Below are 21,653 nucleotides of genomic sequence, written 5' to 3'. Positions count from 1 at the left end.
CGCATCCGTGAGCGATATTGACAGCAAGACCGAACCGGCTGCCCGCCGGTCACGCACCAGTGGCATTGATCGGGCGCTGCAGATTTTCGATCACCTGCAGCGGGTCGAACAGGCCAGTACTGCCTATGAGATTGCCCGTGCCGTCGGTGCGCCGCTTTCCACCATTTATGCGATCATTGATGATCTGGTGGAAAAAGACCTGCTCGACCGGGACAGCAATGGCCTGATCTGGCTGGGGCCGCGGCTTTACCACTATGGGTTGAGCTATGCCCGCAGCCTCGATCTGCTCACCGCAGCCGCGCCCGAAATGCACGAGCTGGCGCGCCAGTCCGGCGAAACCGTGCAGGTCTGTGGGCGCGATCAGGACATGATGGTGGTGCTGGCCATGGAAGACGGCACCGGCCAGTTCAATGTCAGCTCGCGCGTTGGCTCGCGCAGCCCGCTCAACTGGACGGCTTCCGGGCGCCTGCTGGTCGGCCATCTGCCTGAAGATGAATTGCTCACTATTTTCGCTCGCTCCGCGCGGGTCTCGCCCACCGGCCGCGCCGAAACCGATCCGAAAGTGCTCGCCGACAACGCCCACGAGGCACTGGCGCAGGGCCTGTCGATCCAGGCCGGCGAGTCCGACTTTGCCGTGGCCTGCATTGCCGCTCCGGTGCAGGATCCTTCGGGGCGTTGCCACGCCACCATGTCCATCGTGGTGCCCGAGCATAAGGTGCATCAGAAGAACCCCGATCTGATCGCCCTGGTCCGCGACAGCGCCCGCCGCGTCGAAAGCCGCCTGGGCTGGACGCGCCGCCAGCGCGGCTAACCCGTTTTCATTCCGCTGATATGGGTAGCGCGCGGCGCCGTCCCATGCTGTATTTCCGCCCAGCCAGGCGCATAAGCGGCCCATAGATGCTGCGACTGCAAGACCCTGGAGGAAGCGTCACTATTTCCGGGGGCGGAACAATGGTCGATAACGGGATGAGCACTGCGACACGGCCGAATTACTGGTGGTGGACGCTATTGGCGGGCCTGATATTTGCGCTGGCGGCCGTTGTCGTTGCTCCGCTTATGGGACTCGAGATCAGCAATGAGCTGTTCAACCAGGCCGGGCAGGTGACCTGGTTGACCCTGTTTGTCGGCGTGTTCCTGCTCGGATGCCTGTTCACCTGGCTGCTGATGTCGCGACCGGTTCGCTTTTCGCCGGTCCGTGGCGGGGTCACCGGCATTCTCGTCACCTTCTTTGCCTATCCGCTGGTGTTGACACTGGCCGATCTGGTGCAGCGCAATTGGGGCGCCGGCACGCTCGAAGCCCGCACCGATCACGTCGTGCTCGCCATCGGGCTGACCCTGATCACCACCGGCTTTGCCGCCATACTGTTCGGCGCCGTGGTCGGCATGGCGATAACCTGGTTGCTGATGCGCTTCCATCGTCCCACCGCTGCCATCGTCTCAGCCCATGCCAACCGCCCCCGCCACAAGCTGGTGCGCGGCCTGATCCGTGCCGCGACCGTTGCTGCCTTGGTGCTGCTGGTGTTTTTCGTCGGCTCGTTTGTCTGGTTGACGCTGATGCCGCTCAATGTCGATGGGCTGGAGCCCAATAGCAAGGCCAGCACTCCGGCGCAGAACTACGAGGAAGCGATTGCCGCCTATGATGGTATCCGCGCCCAGGAGGCCACGATGGAGCTGCATGAGCGTTGCAATTCAACGCTGCTGACCCATGGCAGCAAGGTGGCGCGGGTGGTCGTCTATTTCCATGGCCTGACCTCTTGCCCGGCCCAGGCCGACGAGTTGGCATTGCAGCTGTTCGAGAAGGGCTACAATGTCTATCTGCCGCGCATGTTTGGCCACGGCTATGCCGATCCGCTGACGGAAGCCCCAGCCGATATGCGGGCGGAGGAGCTGGTCGAATACGCCGGTAGGTCGGTCGATCTGGCCCAGGGACTGGGCGATGAAGTGGTGGTTGTCGGGCTCTCGGCCGGGGGGACGATCGCCTCCTGGCTGGCGCAGTACCGCTCCGATGTCGATATCTCGATTTCCGTATCGCCGTTCTTCGGACCCTATCTGGTGCCGGCATGGGCGGCGCATGCGGCCACCAATCTGCTGTTGCTGATGCCCAATAGCTGGGTGTGGTGGAACCCGTTGGAGACGGTGCGCCCGCCCGAGGTCAACTATGCCTATGCGCGCTGGTCGTCCCATGCTCTGGGGCAGGTGATGCGGCTCGGCGCCATCGTTGCCTCAAGCGCCAGGGCCGAACCGCCCTTGGCGGCCAATATCGACATGCTGCTCAACGAGGCCGATGTGGCGGTGAGCATGGACCTGGCCGAGCGCATCATTACCTCCTGGCGCCGGCATGGCCGGAGCGTCAGCGTGGAAGTCCTGCCGTTCTCGCGCCGCCTGCCGCATGACCTGATCGACCCACGCGAGCCAATGGGCGATGTCGAACTGGTTTATCCTATCCTGTTCGATATGATCGACGCCCCGCGTCCCTGACCGTTTCCTGCCGCCGCGCTCCGGCGTGGCGGCACTCCATGCGATCGCTGATCCGATACCCCCGTGCTATCCCGCCCCGACGTCGACCCGAGTGTCTGCCCTTGCCCGACGAACTTACCGACACCAGCCGCCTGCATGCCCAAAGCCGCCAATTGCTTGCCGCCGGCCGGTGCGTAGAGGCTTTGGCGGCCACCAAGATCGTCTTTGCCGACGCCGAGGCGGCGGGCGATATCACGCTGATGGCCCATAGTCTCAGCCAGATCGCCTGGTGCTGCATGAAGCTGGGACAAGCAGAGTTTGGCCTCGAATGTGCCCTCGGCGCACGGCGGCTCTGGGAGCGCGCTGACCATCCGGCCGAACTGGCGCGCGCTGCCGCCATCGAGGCCTTCCTGTTGATCGATATCGGGCTCAGCGATGAGGCTTTTCAGGCCGCGGAATCTGCGCTGCAGATCGCTGAAACTGCCTTGGACGATAGCGTGACGGCCTTTGCCTGCAATGCCAAGGCCGTGGCCCTGGTCATCTGTCGCCAGCCCGAACTGGCGGCGCCGCTGCTGGAGCGCGCCATTGCCCTGGCATCGGCCGCCGGCGCCGAGGCGGAGCGGGCTTTCTGCCTGCACAATCTGGGTTTCTGCCATATCAAGCAGGCCGACGATGCCAATCACCGGGGCGAAGAGAGCGTCGGGCGCTACTGGCTCGATCTGGCGATCGAAAACGCCGATGCGGCCATCGATGCTGCCCGCGCCTGCGGCGATCTGTGGACCCTGCGCGCTGCCCTGGCCAATGGTGCCGAATTTCAGGGTCTGCGCGGCGACCTCTATGCGGCTTCGCGCTATCTCAATGACTGGGCGGCGCTACCGGGCGATCCGGGCCCCAGCCTGCATATCCACTTTCTCTATACCCAGAGCGACATCCTGCTGCGCTCTGGCTTGCCGGAGCGGGCGCGCATTGCCGCTGCCGAGGCGCTGGCGCTTGCCGAAGCCAGCAGCCAGACCGACCATCTGCTCAATGCCGTCGCGCGCCTCTCGGCCGTGCACGAGGCCATGGGCGATTTTGCCACGGCGCTGGCCCTGCACCAGCGCTTTCACGCGCTCTATGTCGCCCAGTCGGGCGAGGTGACGCGGCGCCAGGCCAAAGTCGCCGAGATCCGCTTCGAGAGCGAGCATCTGCGGGCCCGCACCAAGGAGCTGACCGGGCAGGTGATGCAGGATCCACTGACTGGCATCGCCAATCGGCGCAGCTTCGATCACATCCTGGATCGGCTGGCGGGCACCGGCTTTGCCGTGGCGATTGTCGATCTCGATTTCTTCAAGGCGGTCAATGATCGCTTCTCCCATCTGGTCGGCGATGCGGTGCTGCAATTGGTGGCGCGCATCCTCGTCGCCAATATCGGCGTCCATGGCCATGCTGCCCGGTTGGGCGGCGAGGAATTCGCGCTGATCTTTCCCGATGCCGCCATCGCCAACGCCGCCGCCTTTTGCGACACCGTGCGTCTCGCCGTCGCGGAAGCCGATTGGGCCGCAATAGCGCCGGGCCTGCGGGTCACCGTCAGCATTGGCCTGGCTGCGGGCGGCGAAAGCGACCTCGGCGGCGATCTCCTCGCCATTGCCGATCGGCGCCTCTATGCCGCCAAGGCGCAGGGCCGCAACCGGCTGGTCACCCATGACGGCGATGCGCTGCATCCCGCGACATCGCGTCGCCAGTTCCGCGCCGGCTAGCCGATTGCGCCATCGGCGATTCTCCCGCTATCCATCCGCCATCCGTCTTGCCCCGCGAACACCGCTTCGCCCAGGAAATCAGCCATGACCAACGCTCCCGCCTTTCGCGTCTTCGAGGAAAAGCTCGCGCGCTACCAGGACCCCATCGAGGTCGGCGCGGCGCTGCATGAATTGGCCCAGGCGGTCATCGGCGTGCGCCTGTTCACACTGACCGCCATCAATATGGAGGCCGGCCATGTCCGCCGCGTCTATTCCAGCCATGAGGATGTCTATCCCCTGCTTGGCACCAAGCCGCTGGTCATCGATGACTGGTTCGAGCAGATGCGCACCCAGCGCGTCATCACCGCGATCAACACCGCCGCCGATATGGAAGGCCAGTTCGGTGATCTCGAACTGATCCGCTCGCTGGGCTGCAATGCCTCGGTCAGCATCCCCGCCATGGCCGGCAATGACCTGCTCGGCACCATCAATGCGCTCGATATCGAAGGCCATTATACGCCCGAACGGGTTGCCGCCGCCCAGGCACTGATCGTGCCGGCGGTGACTTGCTTCCTCATCCTGCGGGCCCATTTCACGCTTTAGTCCGAGGGGGCGTTTTACAGTAACATCACTGCAAAAATGCCGGGATTGGTTGCAGTGGCACTAAAACGCTCTATGAAAGCAGGGACCAAGGTATTGAAATAACATCATGAACCAGCCTGCCCCGTTGCGTCCCGCCATTTGCCCCTGTTGGGCCGGCGCTGTCGATTCCACTGCGAGCTGCTGACCATGCCGCTTTACGTGCTACAGCGCCTGGGTCTGATGCTGGTGACGTTGTTTGCCATTGTCACCCTGACCTTCTTCCTGATGCATGCCGTGCCGGGCGGCCCCTTCGTCTCCGAGCGCATGCTCGCCCCAGAGATTGAAGCGGCGCTCAATGCCAAGTTCGGCCTCAGCGATCCGATCTGGGTGCAGTATCTCAATTACCTGCGCTCGATCATGATGTTCGATCTGGGCCCCTCGTTCAAATATCCCGGCGTCAGCGTCAATCAGATGATTGCCGATGGCCTGCCGGTCACGCTGCGCACGGGGCTGCTGGCGGTAATCTGCGTCATCGCGCTCGGCGTGCCCATGGGCATCGTCGCTGCGCTCAATCGCAACAAGTGGCCCGATACCGCGGTGATGATGGTAGCCACCATGGGCGTCGCCATCCCCTCCTATGTCATCGCAACCGTGCTGCTCTATGTGTTCGCACTGCGGCTGGGCTGGGTGCCGACCTTCGGGCTCGATGACTGGCGCGGCTATATCCTGCCGGTGCTGGCGCTATCGGGGTTCTGGGTGTCGTTCGTGGCGCGGCTGTCGCGCTCGAGCCTGCTGGAAACGCTCGACCAGGACTATATGACCACCGCCCGCGCCAAGGGGCTCAAGCCCGGCCAGGTGCTGTTCAAGCATGGCCTGCGCAATTCGCTGATCCCGGTGGTCACCGTGCTCGGCCCGGTCACCGCGAATCTGCTCACCGGCTCCTTCGTCATCGAGCAGATCTTTGCGCTGCCCGGCATCGGGCGCCATTTCGTGCTGTCGATCACCAATCGCGACTACACCGCCATCATGGGCATCACCATCTTCTACGCCGCGCTGCTGATGGTGATGATCCTGATCGTCGACCTGCTCTATCTCTGGCTCGACCCGCGCATCAAACTCGGGAAGCAGGCATGAGCGACGACACCAATATTCCGCCCGTCATGTGGGAAAAGCTCGATCGCACCGCTGGCGCGGCCGAGGTCATCACGGCGCCGAGCCTGACCTATTGGCAGGATGTGCGCCGGCGCCTCTGGGCCAACAAGCCCGCAGTGGTCAGCATCGCCTTCATCATCCTGCTGATCCTGTCGGCCATTTTCGGGCCGATGCTAAGCCCCTTCAGCTATTACGAACAGAACCTCAAGCTGGCCAATATCCCGCCGGTTTTCGAGACCTATCGCGTCACCGACAGCACCGGCGCCGAGACGCGCTTCTTCCTCAACGCCTCCAATTTCAACCTCTATGAGGTCGACAATTCCGGCCACATCGTCGGCATCATCCGCGGCGAGCGCAAGGATATGCTCAAGAAGAGCCAGGCCTTCCAGTTCGGCGACAAGATCGTGGTGCTGGACTATTCCAGCCTGCCGGCTCGCCTCGTCGCTCCCGATGGTGCGGTGCTGCAGCCCGAGGGCTGGCAGTGGAACATGACCTATCTGTTCGGCACCGATCAGCTCGGCCGTGACGTGCTGGTGCGTCAGCTCTATGGCGCGCGCATCTCGCTGACCGTGGCCTTTGTCGCCACCCTGGTGAACTTTTTCATCGGCATCTTCTATGGCGGCATTGCCGGCTATATCGGCGGCAAGACCGATGCGGTGATGATGCGCATTGTCGAGATCATCTCGACCATTCCGCTGACCCTCTACGTCATCCTCCTGATGGTCGTGCTCGATAGCGGGCTGATCTCCATCGTCGTCGCCATCGGCTCGGTGTTCTGGGTGGATATGGCGCGCATGGTGCGCGGCCAGATCCTGATGCTCAAGCAACAGGACTATGTCGCCGCCGCTCGCACCATGGGCGCCGGCACCGGCCGCATTCTCACCAAGCACCTGCTGCCCAATTCCATCGGCCCGATCCTCGTGACCCTGACCATGCTGATCCCCTCGGCGATCTTCATCGAGAGCTTCATGAGCTTTATCGGCCTCGGCGTGACGCCACCGATGGCCAGCTGGGGCACGCTGACCTCCGAAGCGGTGGAAACGCTGCGCGCCTATCCGCACCAGCTGTTCTTCCCTGCCGCCGCCATCAGCCTCACCATGTTCGCCTTCAACTTCCTGGGCGATGGCCTGCGCGATGCGCTTGATCCAAGGATGCGCAAATGAGTGTCCCCATGCTCTCCGTGCGCGACCTGCGCACCAGCTTCTTCTCGCAGCGCGGCGAAGTGCAGGCCGTGCGCGGCGTCAGCTTCGATGTGCATCCCGGCGAAATCCTCGGCATTGTCGGCGAGAGCGGCTCGGGCAAGTCGATCACCTGCATGTCGATCCTGCGCCTGCTCAAGTCGAGCGGTCGGATCATGGGCGGCGAGGCGCTGTTCGATGGCCGCGACCTGTTCGGGCTCGACGAAGACGCCATGCGCGACCTGCGCGGCAATGATATCGCGGTGATCTTCCAGGACCCGATGACCAGCCTCAACCCCACGCTGACCGTGGGCGAGCAGGTGATCGAAACCATCCTCCGCCATCGCAAGGTCAGCCGCGCCGAAGCTCGGGCGCGCGCCATCGAACTGTTCGAGCTGGTGCGCATTCCCTCGGCGGCCAAGCGGCTCAAATCCTATCCGCACGAATTCTCCGGCGGCATGCGCCAGCGCGTCATGATCGCCATGGCACTGTCCTGCGACCCCAAGCTGCTGATCGCCGACGAGCCGACCACGGCGCTCGACGTCACCATCCAGCGCCAGATCCTCTTGCTGCTCAAGGAATTGCAGAGCCGGCTCGGCATGGCAGTGATCCTCATCACCCACGATCTCGGCGTCATCGCCGAAGTCACCGACCGCATTGTCGTCATGTATGGCGGCATGGTGATGGAACAGGGCAGCGTGCGGGACCTCTTCGCCCATCCCCGTCACCCCTATACGCAGGGCCTGCTGTCCTCGGTGCCCGATCTCCGGGACGATACCCATCGTCGCCTCACCCCGATCCCCGGCAGCCCGCCCGATATGGTGCACCCGCCCGCCGGCTGCCCCTTTGCGCCGCGCTGCATTCACGCCATGAACCAATGCGCCCAGGCGATGCCGCCGCTCTTCACCACTGCGACCGCGCCGGCCCTGGCCGCCGGACAGGGGGCCCGTTGCTGGCTGCATCATGCCGAAGCGCCGGCAGTGCCCGGCGTCAATGCTCCGGCGCTTGAGGAGGCCGTGTGATGGACACTCCCGACAAGCCGCTGGTTTCCCTGCGCAACCTCAAGAAGCATTTCTCCGTCGGCAATAACCTCCTGGCCCGCAACCGCGCCGTGCTGCGCGCCGTCGATGGTGTCGATCTCGATATCAAGCGCGGCGAGACGCTGGGCCTGGTCGGCGAAAGCGGCTGCGGCAAGTCCACGCTCGCCCGCACCCTGATCCGGCTTTATGAGCCGACCGAAGGCGAGATGCATTTCGACGGGGTGGATATCGCCCATCTAGGCGAGCGTGAACTGGCCCCGTTCCGGCGCCGCATGCAGATGATCTTCCAGGATCCCTATGCCTCGCTCAATGGCCGCCTGACCGTGCGCGACCTGATCGCTGAGCCGCTGGAAATCGCCCGCATCGGCACCGACAAGAGCCGCACCGAGCGTGTGCATGAACTGCTCCAGCGTGTTGGTCTCAACCCCGATCACGCCACCCGCTTCGCCCATGAATTTTCCGGGGGCCAGCGCCAGCGCATTGGCATTGCCCGCGCTATCGCGCTCAATCCGGACCTGGTGATCTGCGACGAGCCGATCTCGGCGCTCGACGTGTCCATCCAGGCCCAGGTGGTCAACATGCTGGAAGACCTGCAGGACGAGCTGGGGCTGACCTATCTGTTCATCACCCATGACCTCTCGATGGTGCGCCATATCTCCGATCGCATCGGGGTGATGTATCTGGGCAAGATCGTCGAGCTGGCGCCCAATCATGCGCTCTATGCGCGGCCCAGCCATCCCTATACGCGGGCGCTGCTATCCTCGATCCCGGTGCCGGACCCCACCGTGCGCGGGACCGCCGAGCCGATGCGTGGCGAAATCCCCAGCCCCATCGATGTGCCCTCCGGCTGCCGCTTCCGCACCCGTTGCCCGCTGGCGACGGAGCTCTGCGCCAGCCAGGAGCCACCTTTGAGAGATATCGGCGGGGGGCACCTGGCCGCCTGCCATTATGCCGGTGACACGGCCAACCAGACCGGGCAGGCTGCATAACCTGCCCCGTGATAAACCGGGCCCGGAACAACCGCGCCCACAACAGGAGAGAAGCATGCACAAGCTGATTTTGCCGCTCGTGACCGCAGCTTTGCTGGCTACCACCGTTTCGGCGATGGCAGCGGGCGAACTGACCTATGTGGTCAACAATGAGTCCGCCCAGTACGATCCCGGCACCACGTCCGAGACCTTCGCTGCCCCCATCATCGGCAATACCTTTGAGGGCCTCGTGCGCTTCGACGAGACTGGCGCCGTGGTGCCGGCTCTGGCCGAAAGCTGGGAAATCAGCGAAGACGGCCTGACCTATACCTTCCACCTGCGCGACGCCAAGTGGAGTGATGGCAAGCCCGTCACGGCCGGCGATTTCGAATATGCCTGGAAGCGCGTGCTGAACCCGGCAACCGGCGCCAAGAACTCGGCCATGCTGTTCCTGATCGTGGGTGCCGAGGAGGCGTTCAACGCCCCCGCCGAAGCGGCTGGCATCGCCATCTCCGCCCCCGACGACAAGACCCTGACCTTCACCCTCAAGCAGCGCGTCCCCTATATGATGCAGCTGCTGCCCTACACCACCTTCTTCCCGGTGCGTCAGGACATCGTCGAGGCTGATCCCGAAGGCTGGACGCGTAATCCGGCGACCTTTATCGGCACCGGTCCGTTCCGCGTCACCCAGTTCAACACCGGCGAGTCGGTGGTGTTCGAAAAGAACCCGGAATATTACGACGCCGACGCGGTCTCGCTCGATAAGCTGACCTTCCGCCTGATCCCCGATCCCGCAACGGCTCTCGCCGCAATGGAAGCCGGTCAGGTCGACGGCATTGAATCCGTTCCGGCTCCGGAAATTCCGCGCCTGTCGGTCGAAAGCGATGCCTTCATGATCGTGCCCGCCCTCGGCACGACCTATGCCTTCTTCAACCCGGCCCAGGCCCCGCTCGATGACGTCAAGGTCCGCCAGGCTCTGTCCATGGCCATCGACCGCGAGGAAATCGTCGAATTCGTGCTGCAGTCGGCTGACATTCCGGCCATGGGTCTCGTGCCCTATGGCATGAGCGTTAATGGCGAAGACTTCCGCGCCGGCACCGACACCTATGGCCTTGCGCCAACCGCTGAAGTCGAAGCTGCCCAGGCCCTGCTGGCCGAAGCCGGCTTCCCCAATGGCGAAGGCTTCCCCAAGACGGTGTTCGTGACCTACTCGTCCCCGCCGATCGAGAAGCTGCTTGAAGCCATTCAGCAGATGTGGAAGCAGAACCTGAATATCGACGTCGATATCCAGGCCACTGAATGGCAGGTCTTCTATCCCGAAGTGCAGAAGGTCCAGTACCAGATTGCGCAGATGGGCTGGGGCGCCGACTATCCGCACCCGATGACCTTCCTCGACAACTTCGTCACCGGCAGCCCGAACAACCTCGCTGCCTGGTCGAACGCCGACTATGACGCCGCCATCGCTGCCGCCAAGGCAACCGGCGACGAGGCCGTCTCGCTGGCCGAAATGCGCAAGGCTGAGGCCATCATGATGAACGACCACGTCATCATGCCCCAGTATCACCGCAACAACTACATGATGATGAGCCCCAAGGTGACCGGCTTCTGGCGCTCGTCGCTGAACGTTCCCTACTTCCGCGACGCCGTCATCGCCGAGTAATCTGCGGCCCCCAAACAACGAAACCGCCGCGATCCCTCGCGGCGGTTTTTTGTTTTTTGCTCGTTTGTTTCCATGTTCTGGCGGCTGCCCGGCCCTTCCCACCTCCACCAGCCGTCATCCCGGCGAAAGCCGGGATCCAGTTTCCCTGCGCATCCCAAACTGGATTCCGGCTTTCGCCGGAATGACGCCGAGCGTGTGGACGGCGTTGTGGTAGCCGGAGAGAGTTGGAAGGCGCAGCGACAACCGCGCCTCCAAAAATTCACATCACCCCAGGCACTTCCGCTTCCGGATTGTGCGTCGGCTTGCGCACTGGCCTCTGCCCCAGCATGCCGGTCAGCGCCAGGCTGATACCGAGCACCGGCAGCAGCGCCGCCAGGCCCAGGCGGATATCGAGATGCTCGGCGATGAAACCGATGATCGGCGGGCCGATCAAAAAGCCCAGTAGCGCGATGAACGACAGGATCGCCACATTGGCCGAGCTTGACCGGTCGGTCAGGCTCGCCGCCGCGGTTACCGCCAGCGGGAAGGCTACCGAAGCGCCGATGCCGACCACGGCAAAGCCCAGCAGTGCCAGCGGCGTATTGGGGGCCACCAGCAGGATCGCAATGCCCAATAGGGCCAGCGAGCCACAGATGCGGGCCAGCAGCACGGCGCCAAGCCGCTGCTTGAGCCAGTCGCCGCCAAAGCGGCCCAGCGCCACCATGCCGGCAAATACCGAATAACCGAGGCCCGCCGCGCCGCCATCGGCGCCAAAGGTCTCGCGCAGGAACACCGCTGACCAGTCCGCCATTGCGCCCTCGGTCATGGTGATGCCGAAGACGAAAAAGCAGATGCCCAGCAGCGCCCAGCTGGGCAGGCTCCAGGCGGAGCGCTGGCCGGTTTCGACATGGCTGGGTTCGGCGCCGTAATCGGGCAGGGCGCTGGCGGCCAGCAGCGCGATTGGCAGGGTGATCGCCGCGACGAGCAGGATCGCCCATTGCGCCGGCATGCCCAGATAGGCAAGGCCCGAACCGATCAGGCTGCCGGTCATGATGCCCAGCGACCAGAAGCCGTGCGAGGTGCTCATGATCAGCTTGCCGCTGGCTTTTTCCACCTTGTCGGCCTGCACGTTCAGCCCCAGCTCGAGGAACGAGATGGTCGAGCCGGCCAGCATCAGCCCGATGAACAACAGCGTCGGATTGCCGGCAAAGGCGGGCAGGCTGACCGCCAGCGCATAGAGCACATAGCCGGCAAGGATCGCCATGCGCGGCCCGATCTTGCCCACCAGCGGCCCGGCAAAGGGCAGGGTCAGCAGCGTGCCGCAGGGCAGGCCCAGCAGGGCCAGCGCCAGTCCTGCCGGGCCCAGCCCCAGCCCATGCTGGATATCGGGGATGCGTGGCAACCATGATCCAAAGGCCACGGGCTGCAGGAAAAACACCAGCATGGTCAGCCGCTGGACAGAAAGGCGGTTCATGGCGTTAGCCCTTGTGTGCAATGCCCATCGGGTAGGGGAGGTATCCGGCAAACCCGGTCAGCTTCCAGACGCCGTCGACCTTGCGGCAGAAGTACAACGTCTGCCAGTTCAGCACGTCCTTGCCGCCATCGGTCAGCGCGATCTCGCCATCGAACTTCTTGTGCGCGATGGCGATGTCGCCATTGATCTCGATCTCGGTCAGGCTTGTGGCCCGGTGAATGCCGGCCAGCACGTCCTCGGCATAATCCAGCTTCTGGCTGGCCTTGGCCTGGGCGATCCAGTCGTCGCGATAGGCTTCCAGTGTCGGGAAGCTGATGCGCCAGTCATCGGGATTGCCCGATTTGCCACCATTGATCCCCAGAAACCCTTCCTTGATGAAATCGCCATCCACCATGCTCCAGTCGGCGGCCACGAAGGCGGCGATATCGCGCTCGACCAGCATGGTCCAGATGGCGCTGCGGTCGGGGTCAGTGGGAAACGGATTGGTCATGTCGCTCATTTTTGGCTTCCTGATTGGGCTTTCGGTGCGGATGTTGATTGGTTAGGCTGGGGCATGTGCGGGCGGCCGGGAGCGCCGCAGACGCGGCATGGATCACAGCTGGCTGTGTTCCAAATTTTCATTCACGACATCCTGGGGATGGCCTGATGAAAAGTCCACATGCATACCAATTCGAACATTGCTAGGCTCCCCCTCCACGCAACCTGTATGCTAACTTAAGCCATCTGCTGCGTAAACGCCCAGTTTTTGGGCATTTATCCACCAAAATTGCCTATTTTTGAGGTGGTTTAGATTGGTATTGTAATTGCTGCGGATTCGTGTTGACATGTCTGCGTTGACGATCTTAGTCTTGTAAATCGTTTACACGAAGTCTGACTTCTCCATTAGAGGGGAGCGGACAAAACAGGGGACGCAGGCAGGTTCATGCGGGTAGGAATTATTGGCCTCGGCTATCGGCTTGGCTATTTGGCGCGCGTGTTTTCCGCGGCGCGCGACGATTTCACCATCGTCGGCTATGTCGATCCTGATCCGGCAGGTCTTCCCTATGCTCAGGAGCACGGTGTCTCGGTCGGCACCGCTTTCGATAGTCTCGAGGCGATGCTGGACAGCGAAGACCTCGACCTGCTGATGGTCGGCTCGCCCAATCATCTCCATCTCGAGCACATCCGCATCGGCCTCGATCGCGGCATGAAGATCTTCACCGAAAAGCCGGTGGTCACCACCATCGAGGAGACCATGGCGCTCGCCGAGCTGATCGCCGAATATGGCTCCGACAACCTGATGGTCGGCCTCGTGCTGCGTTACGCTCCGCTCTATGTCGATCTGCGCAAGGCGCAGGCCGAGGGGCTTTTGGGTGACGTCACCTCGATTGAAGCCTCCGAGCATATTCCGCCCTATCATGGCGCCTTCTTCATGCGCGACTGGCGTCGCTACGAGCGCTATTCGGGCAGCTTCATGCTCGAAAAGTGCTGCCATGATCTCGATCTCTATAACGGCGTCATGGGCAGTCGTCCGCAATATGTCTCCAGCTTCGGCGGTCGTCGCACCTTCATTCCGGCCAATGCCCCGCAGAATCTGGGCATCAACGACATGGAAGTCTATCACCGTAAGCCGAGCGGCTGGCAGGGGAGCGACAAGGTCTTCGACAGCGATGGCGATATCATCGATTTCCAGACGGCCATGGTGCAATATGCCAATGGCGCGGCGCTGACCTTCCACACCAATCTCAATGTCCCCGACGATTTCCGGCGCTTCGCCGTGATGGGCGTCAAGGGCATGGCCGAAGGCGACTTCATCCGCAATTTCATGCGCGTCACCGATAGCCGCACCGGCGATCGCCTGATCGATACGACCTACAAGACCAGCGAGCTTAGCCAGCACTATGGGGCTGACGAGCAGATGGCCGAGGATATTCTCAAGCATATGATCGAAGGTGTGCCGCTGCCGGTTTCGGTGGTCGATGCGCTGGAGGCTGGCTTGCTGGCGCTGACCATGGACCAGGCCATGCGGACCAGAACTGTCGTCGACATGACCCCGATCTGGCAGCGCTTCGACGCTGCCCTCGGTCAGAAAAGCTGAGGAGACGGCACATGACCGGCACACGAAATGCAACCCTATTCGCCTTCGCACTGCTGGCTCCTGCGCTGATTTATATTCTGGCCATTGTCGCCTATCCGCTGGTCGACACGGTCATTCTCTCCTTCACCAATGCGGCGCTGCGCCCGACCTATGATTGGGTTGGCTGGGCCAATTATCAAAAGATCTTCGGGGCCGGCAATTTCACCGAAGTGATCCTGCGCACCTTCATCTGGACCTTCTTCTCGGTCTCGCTGAAGATGATCCTGGGGACCTGCGGCGCCATCCTGCTCAATGCCGCCGTCCCCGGTCAGGCCCTGTTCCGCATCCTCACCATGCCGCCCTGGGTCGTGCCCATGGCCATTGGCATCTTCATGTGGGGCTGGATGTATAACGGCCAGTTCGGGATGATCTCGGGCATGCTGCAGAATTTCGGCCTTGTTGACCGGCCGGTCGCCTGGTTGGCCTATGGCAATACCGCGTTCTGGGCCACCATCGTCACCGACGTCTGGATCGGCGTGCCGCTGGTCACCATTTATCTGCTGGCCGCCATGCAATCGATCCCCAAGGACCTCTACGAGGCCGCTTGGACCGATGGCGCCGGTCGCTTCTATCGGCTGCGCCGCATTACCCTGCCGCTGATGGTCCCGGCGCTGATGACCATGTCGCTGCTCTCGCTGATCGCCACCTTCAATTCGTTCGACATCATCTGGATCCTGACCCAGGGCGGCCCATCCGGCTCGACCACCACGATGATCATCGACACCTACAAGACCGCCATCGGCAGCCGCAAATATGGCGAAGGCGCCGCCCGCGCCGTGGTCATCTGCATCTTCGTGTCGATCTTCTGCATCGTCTACTTCCGGGCCCTGCGCAAACTTTCGGGGAGTGCCGCCAAATGACCACCGATAACGCAAGCGCGCGTCTGGCGACCGGCGCCGATCTGAAATCCTCGGCGGACGCGGCCGCTCCTGCGGCCACCAGCAAGAAGCGCACCCGCGCCACGCGCGCGATGATCGATCGCTACCACTGGCTCGAGCTGGTGGGCATCTATATCGGCATCGCGCTGTTCCTGTTCTTCATCCTGGCGCCCTTCATCGAAGGCTTCCTGGTGTCGCTCAAGCCGCTTGGGCTGCTGTTCTCGACACCCTACAGCTTCTGGCCCAAAAACGGCTCTTTCGACGCCTATTTCAGCATGTGGCAATCGGTGCCGATGCTGGGGCTCTATATCTTCAACTCGTTCTTCATCTCGACCATCATCACCATTGTGGTGATCCTGGTCGTGGTGCCGGCGGCCTATGCCTTCGCCCGCTTCCCCTTTGCCGGGGCCGGCATGCTGCTCGGCGGTTTCCTGGCGGTGAACATGTTCTCGGGCGCCGTGCTGCTGATCCCGCTATTCCGCCTGATGCGCACGCTCGGCCTGCTCAACACCTATTGGGCGATGATCGTGCCGGGCGCCGCATTCCTTATCCCCTCTTCGATCTGGCTGCTGCGCACCTACCTGATGCGTATCCCGCGCGAGCTCGATGAGGCGGCCTGGGTCGATGGCGCCAGCCGGCTCTATACGCTGCGCCGGGTCATCCTGCCGCTGGCCATGCCGGGCATTGTCGTGATCTCGATCATGACCTTCATCGGTGCCTATGCGCAGCAGTTCATTTTCGCGCTGACCTTCAATTCCAAGTCTGAGTTCATGCCGCTGCCGATCGGGCTCTTCGCCTTCTTCGGCAAGCAGGAAGTGGTCTGGAACGAGTTGATGGCAGCCAGCTTCGTCGGAATCCTGCCGGTCATGATCGTCATCGTGTTCCTGCAGCGCTATCTCGTCGCCGGTCTGACCGCCGGTGCCGTGAAGCAGTAAGCCCAAGCTGCAGCGCCCGGCATCGAGCGCTGCTGCGGACGACAACGAGGGTTTGGGCCGCAATCTGATTGCGGACCACGAAGCGCGCCCAGCTTGGGTCTGCGCACATCAAGGGAGAGACTTTAAGTGCAAAAAACGACCGGACTTCTGGCGGTATCGCTGCTGGCATTGGCCAGCGCATCGCCTGCTGCCTTTGCGCAGGACGTCAAGGAAATTTCCTTCATCAACTGCGGTGACGAACTGACCGCTGGCTATCCCGACTATATCGCTGAGTGGGAAGCTGCCAATCCAGGCTACAAGATCGTTCCCGAGCTCGTCGGTTGGGGTCAGTGCCAGGACAAGGTGACCACGCTCGCAGCTGCCGGCACCCCGGTGGCGCTGGCCTATGTCGGCTCGCGTACGCTCAAGCAGTTCGCCCTCAACGACCTCATCATCCCCATCCCGATGACCGATGAGGAAAAGGCCGGCTACTACAATTACGTTCCCGAAACCGTCACCATCGACGGCACCCAGTGGGGCGTTCCCGTAGCCTTCTCGACCAAGGCTCTGTACTGGAACAAGAAGCTGTTCGAGGCCGCTGGCCTTGATCCCGAGATGCCGCCCAAGACCTGGGAAGAAGAAGTCGCCTTCGCCAAGGCGATTTCGGAAAAGACCGATGCTGACGGCTTTGGCGTCGTCGCCAAGACCTTCGACAACACCGTTCACCAGTTCCTGCATTGGGTCTACACCAATGACGGCCTGGTCATCGATGCCGACAACAACATCGTGCTCGACAGCCCGCAGAACCTTGCCGCGCTGACCGCCCTGCGCGACATCACGGCCTATGCCGAAGAAGGCCCGACCGCCTACGAGCAGAACGAAGTGCGCGCCATCTTCCTCGATGGCAAGCTGGGCATGATCCACGCCGCCGTTGGCGCCGTGAACCGCCTGGACGAAACCGACATCGAATGGGGCGTCGCCAACCTGCCGCTCGGTCCCGATGCCAAGGGTCCAGGCACCCTGTTGATCACCGACTCGCTGGCCGTGTTCAAGGGCACCGGCGTTGAGGAACAGGCCACCGATTTCGCCAAGTTCCTGACCGCGCCCGAGCGTCAGTTCGAGGCTGAAATGGCCCAGGGCCTGACCCCGCTGCGTCCGGTTGCCGAGGTTGCCAACCTCGTCGCCGAAAAGCCCTACTGGAAGCCTTTCCTCGATGGCATCGAGTTCGGTGGTCCTGAGCCGCTGTTCACCGATTACATCGGTTTCCAGAACGTCATGATCGAAATGGTCCAGTCCGTCGTCACCGGCGCTGCTGAGCCAGCCGCTGCCCTGACCAAGGCTGCTGCCGATCTCGAAGAGTACAAGTAAGCCTTAACGGCTTGGTCGTCGCCATCTTCGGATGGCGGCGACACCTTCCCCTTCCCACACGCCGCCCGCGGACACCCCGCCGACCGGAGACGACAGATGTCCCAACTCAGCCTCAAGCGCCTGGAAAAATCCTTCAGCGACACCAAGATCATCAAGGGTATCGACCTGGACGTATCCGAAGGCGAGTTCGTGGTGTTCGTCGGCCCTTCGGGCTGCGGCAAGTCCACCCTGCTGCGCATGATTGCCGGCCTCGAGGACGTGACCAAGGGCGAGATCGAGATCGGCGGCAACGTCGTCAACGATCTGCCGCCCGTCAAGCGCGGCATTGCCATGGTGTTCCAGTCCTATGCGCTCTATCCGCATATGACCGTGTTCGAAAACATCGCTTTTCCGCTGCGCGTCGAAAAGCTGCCCAATGACGAGGTCAAGGAGCGCGTCGGTCGCGCCGCCAAGGTCCTGCAGCTGGAAAACCGGCTCGAGCAGCGCCCCGGCACCCTGTCCGGCGGTCAGCGCCAGCGCGTCGCCATTGGCCGCGCCATCGTGCGTCAGCCCAAGATTTTCCTGTTCGACGAGCCGCTCTCCAATCTCGACGCCGCGCTCCGCTCAGAGATGCGCATCGAGCTGATGGAACTGCACAAGAAGCTCGGCTCCACCATGATCTACGTCACCCATGACCAGGTCGAAGCCATGACCATGGCCGACAAGATCGTGGTGATGAATGCCGGCCGCATCGAACAGATCGGCTCGCCCCTGGAGCTCTACCACAAGCCCGACAACCTCTTCGTCGCCGGCTTCATCGGCAGCCCCAAGATGAACTTTGTCCCCGGCAAGGCCACCGCTTCCGACAGCGCGGGCGTGACCGTCGATCTGGGCGGGCTCGGCTCGCTCACACTGCCGCGCCAGGCCAGCCATCTCACCGGCGAAAGCGTGACCCTGGGCATTCGTCCCGAACACCTCTCGCTCGGCAAAGGCGACTTCACCCTGACCCTGACCCCCAAGATCGTCGAGCATCTGGGCATCCACACGGTGATTTATTGCGACCTGCCGAATGGGGAGGTCTTTATCGGCCTGTTCGAAGGCAATCCCGACATCGCCGAAGGCAAGCCGCTCGATATGGGCTTCTCCCTGGATACCGCCCACCTGTTCGATCGCAATGGTCTGGCCGTGTACTGACGCGGCCGCCGAGCCCGCCGGGGCCGCACGGGGAAATCGCCATGCTCGATATCGTAGGCCTGCTGCAGACCGAGAAAGACGAGTTCACGCGTTCCGAGCGCGTGCTGACCGAGATCGTGCTTGCCGACGTCGACAGCGTGCTGAAACTGTCGATCGTCGATCTGGCGGCGCAGGCCGATGTGTCCCCGCCCACCGTCACCCGCTTCTGTCGCCGCCTTGGTTGCGACAGCTACGCTGACTTCAAGGTGCGCCTGGCGCAGTCCCGTTTCGTCGGGCAGCGCTATTTCGCTCCCGCCACCGGCCCCAAAAGCGTCAGGGAAATCGCCCAGGGCGTGGTCAACGGCATCCAGTCCACCATCTACGACACCTTCGATCACCTGGATTTCGACGCCATCGAGCGGGCCGCCGAGACCCTGGTCAAAGCCAATTTCATCGTCGCGTTCGGCTCGGGCGGTTCCTCCTCCATGGTGGCGACCGAAACCGAGACTCGCCTGTTCCGGCTCGGCCTCAAGGTCTCCTCCTCGATCGATCACCAGTCCCAGATGATGCGGGCCGCCGGCTCTCCTCCTGGCACCGCCATCATCGCCTTCTCGCTGACCGGCAATAACCTGCCGCTGGTCAGGGCATTGGCGGTGGCCGGCGAGTATGGCATGCCGCGCATCGTCATCACCCGCTCGGGTTCGCACATGTCCGAGCAGGCCGATATCCTGCTGCCATTCGACCGGCGCGAGGACACCGATATCCTGCGCCCAACACCTGGGCGTTACGCCTTTCTGGCCATTGTCGACATCCTCTCCCAGACCGTGGCCACCCGTCTCGGCTCGACCGCGGTCGCCAGCATGCGGCGCATCAAGCATCAGCTCGTCGTCAATCGCGATGGCGACGACGCCCAGCCCCTCGGGGACTGATCTCCTTACCCTAGTCGGCTCCAAGAGCCCCAATCCATCCAGGAATGAACTATGACCAGCGGCCCTGCCTTGCACCTTGAAACGCTGTGGACTCCGGCAACTGCCAGTGAGCCGCTGGCCTATGTCATCAAGCTGACCAATGCGGGATCCGAGCCGGTTGCCGATTTCACCCTGGCCATTTCCGGCCCGGCCCGCATCGATCCGCACGCTACGGTCGAAGGCGGCGCACTGGTCAAGCGCCTGTCCAACCATGCCCAGCTGGCGCCGCCATCCGGCCTGGTGCTGGCCCCCGGCATGACCTGGACCGTCAATGTGCGCGGCCTGTCCTGGGGCCTGCGCCATTGGAGCGACGGCGCCAATAGCGCCTATGTGACGCTGGCCGATGGCGCCATCCTGCCGGTCATCACGGCGCCGACCCAGGCCGTTGGCGGCAATGCGCCATTGCTCAAGGGCGCGGCCCGTTTCCCCATGCCGGCCAAGGCGCCGGTGCCGGTGTCGATCATTCCCTGGCCGAAATCGGTTGCCACCACCGGCGCCCGCACGGTCCCGGCCGGGCTTGACCTGCAGCCCCAGGGCGAAGCCGCGGGCAAGGCCGCCGCCGCTTTCACCACCCTTGTCGCCGATCTCTTCCCGGTCGAGGCGCTGGTCCGCCCCGCTGCCGAAGGGGGCATGCCGGTGCAGCTGGTTCCCACGGAGGGCCTGGGCGCCGAGGCCTATGAAATCGCCTTTGGCGAAGCGCTGGTCACCGTCAAGGCCACCACCCAGACCGGCTTTCTCTATGGCCTGGTCACGCTCGGCCAGATCCTGCGCGGCGCCAAGCAGCACCCCGCTACATTGATCTTTCCGAGCGGTGGCACCATTGCCGACGAGCCGGGCCTGGTCTGGCGCGGCACCCATCTCGATGTCGCCCGCCAGTTCTATACGACCGCCGAAGTCAGCCGCCTGCTCAAGCTGCTCGCCTGGAACAAGATGAACCGCTTCCACTGGCACCTCAGTGAAGACGAGGGCTGGCGCCTCGAAATCGACGGCTATCCCGAACTGACCGAAATCGGCGCCTGGCGCGGCCATGGCAAGGCCTTGCCGCCTTTGCTGGGCAGCGGCCCGCACCCGACCGGCGGCTATTACACCAAGGCGGCGGTCCGCGAAATCGTCGCCCTCGGCCAGAGCCTGGGTATCCAGATCGTCCCCGAGATCGACATTCCCGGCCATTGCTATGCCCTGCTGCAATCGCTGCCGCAGCTGCGCGATCCCAATGAGGTCGGCGAATACCAGTCGGTGCAGGGCTTCCCCAATAACTGCCTCAACCCGGCTTATGAGCCGGTCTATACCTTCATCGAGGCGGTGATCGATCAGTTGCTCGAACTGTTCCCGGGCAATATTTTCCACCTCGGTGCCGATGAAGTGCCGCTGGCCGCCTGGTCGGGCTCGCCGCTGGCGCTCGATATGCTCGAAAAGCTTGCCGGTCCCGCCATGCGCAAGAAACATGAGGGCCAGCTCAACCAGCTCGGCAATCACAATGGCGCCGACGAGATCGAAGGCTCGCCCACCGCGATCCTGCAGGCGCAGCTCATCAAGCGCGTGCACGAATACATCGCTTCCAAGGGCGCCATCACCGGCGGCTGGGAAGAGGCGGCGCATGGCAATGTCGTTGACCAGTCCAAGACCTATCTGGTCGGCTGGCGCAATGTGGAGATCAACGCCGCGCTCGCCAGCCAGGGCTATGACATCGTCGCCTCGCCCGGCCAGCGCTATTATCTCGACATGGCAAATGGTGTTGCCTGGTCCGAACCGGGCGCTGGTTGGGCCGGCTGGTCGGGCCCTCAGGAAACCTATGAGTTCGAGGCCCGCGAAGGCTGGACCGAAGAGCAGCTCAAGCATCTGCTGGGCGTGCAGTCCTGCATCTGGTCGGAATCGATGACCGACCGCGCGATCTTCGATCGCCTGGTGTTCCCGCGCATTTCTGCCGTCGCCGAAGCCGGCTGGACCCTGCCGGAGCGCAAGTCCTGGCAGCGTTTCAGCGCCTTGGTTGGCCTGATGCCGATCATGTATGGCCACTGGGCCGAGGCGTAGGACTGATCGAGGCGGGCCCGC

At 63.1% G+C, this 21,653-nt stretch carries 18 protein-coding genes; 16 read left to right on the top strand and 2 right to left on the bottom strand.

Annotation, left to right across the window (positions count from 1 at the left end):
• Window positions 1-7: 7 nt before the first annotated feature.
• The 9 genes from BUA69_RS11305 to BUA69_RS11265 all read left to right on the top strand — a co-directional run bounded on the left by BUA69_RS11305 (window position 8) and on the right by BUA69_RS11265 (window position 10,752).
• A complete protein-coding gene (locus BUA69_RS11305; protein WP_082093942.1) occupies window positions 8-811 on the top strand; it encodes an IclR family transcriptional regulator in 804 nt (267 codons plus the stop codon).
• Window positions 812-966: 155 nt separating this feature from the next.
• Window positions 967-2,478, top strand: coding sequence for an alpha/beta hydrolase (locus BUA69_RS11300; RefSeq protein WP_160300153.1), 1,512 nt, complete (start codon window positions 967-969; stop codon window positions 2,476-2,478).
• A gap of 101 nt (window positions 2,479-2,579) precedes the next feature.
• Window positions 2,580-4,193 carry a GGDEF domain-containing protein gene (locus tag BUA69_RS11295; protein WP_072866541.1) on the top strand — a complete coding sequence of 538 codons (1,614 nt, stop codon included), beginning with the start codon at window positions 2,580-2,582 and terminating at the stop codon, window positions 4,191-4,193.
• A gap of 84 nt (window positions 4,194-4,277) precedes the next feature.
• Window positions 4,278-4,775 (top strand): hypothetical protein, encoded by a 498-nt coding sequence (locus BUA69_RS11290; RefSeq protein ID WP_046136561.1) that lies wholly within the window; start codon window positions 4,278-4,280, stop codon window positions 4,773-4,775.
• A gap of 186 nt (window positions 4,776-4,961) precedes the next feature.
• The gene (locus BUA69_RS11285) at window positions 4,962-5,888 is read left to right on the top strand and encodes an ABC transporter permease (protein ID WP_046136560.1); all 927 of its coding nucleotides are present in this window, start codon (window positions 4,962-4,964) and stop codon (window positions 5,886-5,888) included.
• The gene (locus BUA69_RS11280; RefSeq protein ID WP_046136559.1) at window positions 5,885-7,069 is read left to right on the top strand and encodes an ABC transporter permease; all 1,185 of its coding nucleotides are present in this window, start codon (window positions 5,885-5,887) and stop codon (window positions 7,067-7,069) included. Before BUA69_RS11285 ends, BUA69_RS11280 begins: the two co-directional genes overlap by 4 nt.
• Window positions 7,066-8,106 (top strand): ABC transporter ATP-binding protein, encoded by a 1,041-nt coding sequence (locus tag BUA69_RS11275; RefSeq protein WP_046136558.1) that lies wholly within the window; start codon window positions 7,066-7,068, stop codon window positions 8,104-8,106. The genes BUA69_RS11280 and BUA69_RS11275 overlap by 4 nt, the downstream gene beginning before the upstream one ends.
• Complete coding sequence (locus BUA69_RS11270) at window positions 8,106-9,113, top strand: ABC transporter ATP-binding protein (protein ID WP_046136557.1); 1,008 nt, start codon at window positions 8,106-8,108, stop codon at window positions 9,111-9,113. Before BUA69_RS11275 ends, BUA69_RS11270 begins: the two co-directional genes overlap by 1 nt.
• Before the next feature lie 55 nt (window positions 9,114-9,168).
• Window positions 9,169-10,752 (top strand): peptide ABC transporter substrate-binding protein, encoded by a 1,584-nt coding sequence (locus tag BUA69_RS11265; RefSeq protein WP_046136556.1) that lies wholly within the window; start codon window positions 9,169-9,171, stop codon window positions 10,750-10,752.
• Between the two features lie 259 nt (window positions 10,753-11,011).
• Here the strand turns inward: BUA69_RS11265 and BUA69_RS11260 are convergent, their stop codons facing one another.
• The gene (locus tag BUA69_RS11260) at window positions 11,012-12,205 is read right to left on the bottom strand and encodes an MFS transporter (RefSeq protein ID WP_046136555.1); all 1,194 of its coding nucleotides are present in this window, start codon (window positions 12,203-12,205) and stop codon (window positions 11,012-11,014) included.
• Between the two features lie 4 nt (window positions 12,206-12,209).
• Window positions 12,210-12,704, bottom strand: coding sequence for a hypothetical protein (locus BUA69_RS11255; protein WP_046136554.1), 495 nt, complete (start codon window positions 12,702-12,704; stop codon window positions 12,210-12,212).
• A gap of 423 nt (window positions 12,705-13,127) precedes the next feature.
• Between BUA69_RS11255 and BUA69_RS11250 the strand changes: the two genes are divergently transcribed.
• The 7 genes from BUA69_RS11250 (at window position 13,128) to BUA69_RS11220 (ending at window position 21,632) form a co-directional block, all read left to right on the top strand.
• Window positions 13,128-14,282 carry a Gfo/Idh/MocA family protein gene (locus BUA69_RS11250; RefSeq protein WP_046136553.1) on the top strand — a complete coding sequence of 385 codons (1,155 nt, stop codon included), beginning with the start codon at window positions 13,128-13,130 and terminating at the stop codon, window positions 14,280-14,282.
• A gap of 11 nt (window positions 14,283-14,293) precedes the next feature.
• Window positions 14,294-15,181 carry a carbohydrate ABC transporter permease gene (locus BUA69_RS11245; protein WP_046136552.1) on the top strand — a complete coding sequence of 296 codons (888 nt, stop codon included), beginning with the start codon at window positions 14,294-14,296 and terminating at the stop codon, window positions 15,179-15,181.
• 110 nt (window positions 15,182-15,291) lie between these two features.
• The gene (locus BUA69_RS11240) at window positions 15,292-16,134 is read left to right on the top strand and encodes a carbohydrate ABC transporter permease (protein WP_046136641.1); all 843 of its coding nucleotides are present in this window, start codon (window positions 15,292-15,294) and stop codon (window positions 16,132-16,134) included.
• Between the two features lie 147 nt (window positions 16,135-16,281).
• Window positions 16,282-17,481: an ABC transporter substrate-binding protein gene (locus tag BUA69_RS11235; RefSeq protein ID WP_046136640.1), complete on the top strand. Its 1,200-nt coding sequence runs from the start codon at window positions 16,282-16,284 to the stop codon at window positions 17,479-17,481.
• Between the two features lie 96 nt (window positions 17,482-17,577).
• Window positions 17,578-18,654 carry an ABC transporter ATP-binding protein gene (locus BUA69_RS11230; RefSeq protein WP_046136551.1) on the top strand — a complete coding sequence of 359 codons (1,077 nt, stop codon included), beginning with the start codon at window positions 17,578-17,580 and terminating at the stop codon, window positions 18,652-18,654.
• A gap of 41 nt (window positions 18,655-18,695) precedes the next feature.
• Entirely contained in the window at window positions 18,696-19,562 is an 867-nt protein-coding gene (locus BUA69_RS11225; protein ID WP_046136550.1) for a MurR/RpiR family transcriptional regulator, read from the top strand.
• A gap of 51 nt (window positions 19,563-19,613) precedes the next feature.
• Window positions 19,614-21,632, top strand: coding sequence for a beta-N-acetylhexosaminidase (locus BUA69_RS11220; protein ID WP_046136549.1), 2,019 nt, complete (start codon window positions 19,614-19,616; stop codon window positions 21,630-21,632).
• Window positions 21,633-21,653: the final 21 nt, after the last annotated feature.

Source organism: Devosia limi DSM 17137 (assembly GCF_900128975.1).
Lineage (GTDB): Bacteria > Pseudomonadota > Alphaproteobacteria > Rhizobiales > Devosiaceae > Devosia > Devosia limi.
This window is presented reverse-complemented; position numbering and strand designations above follow the sequence as displayed.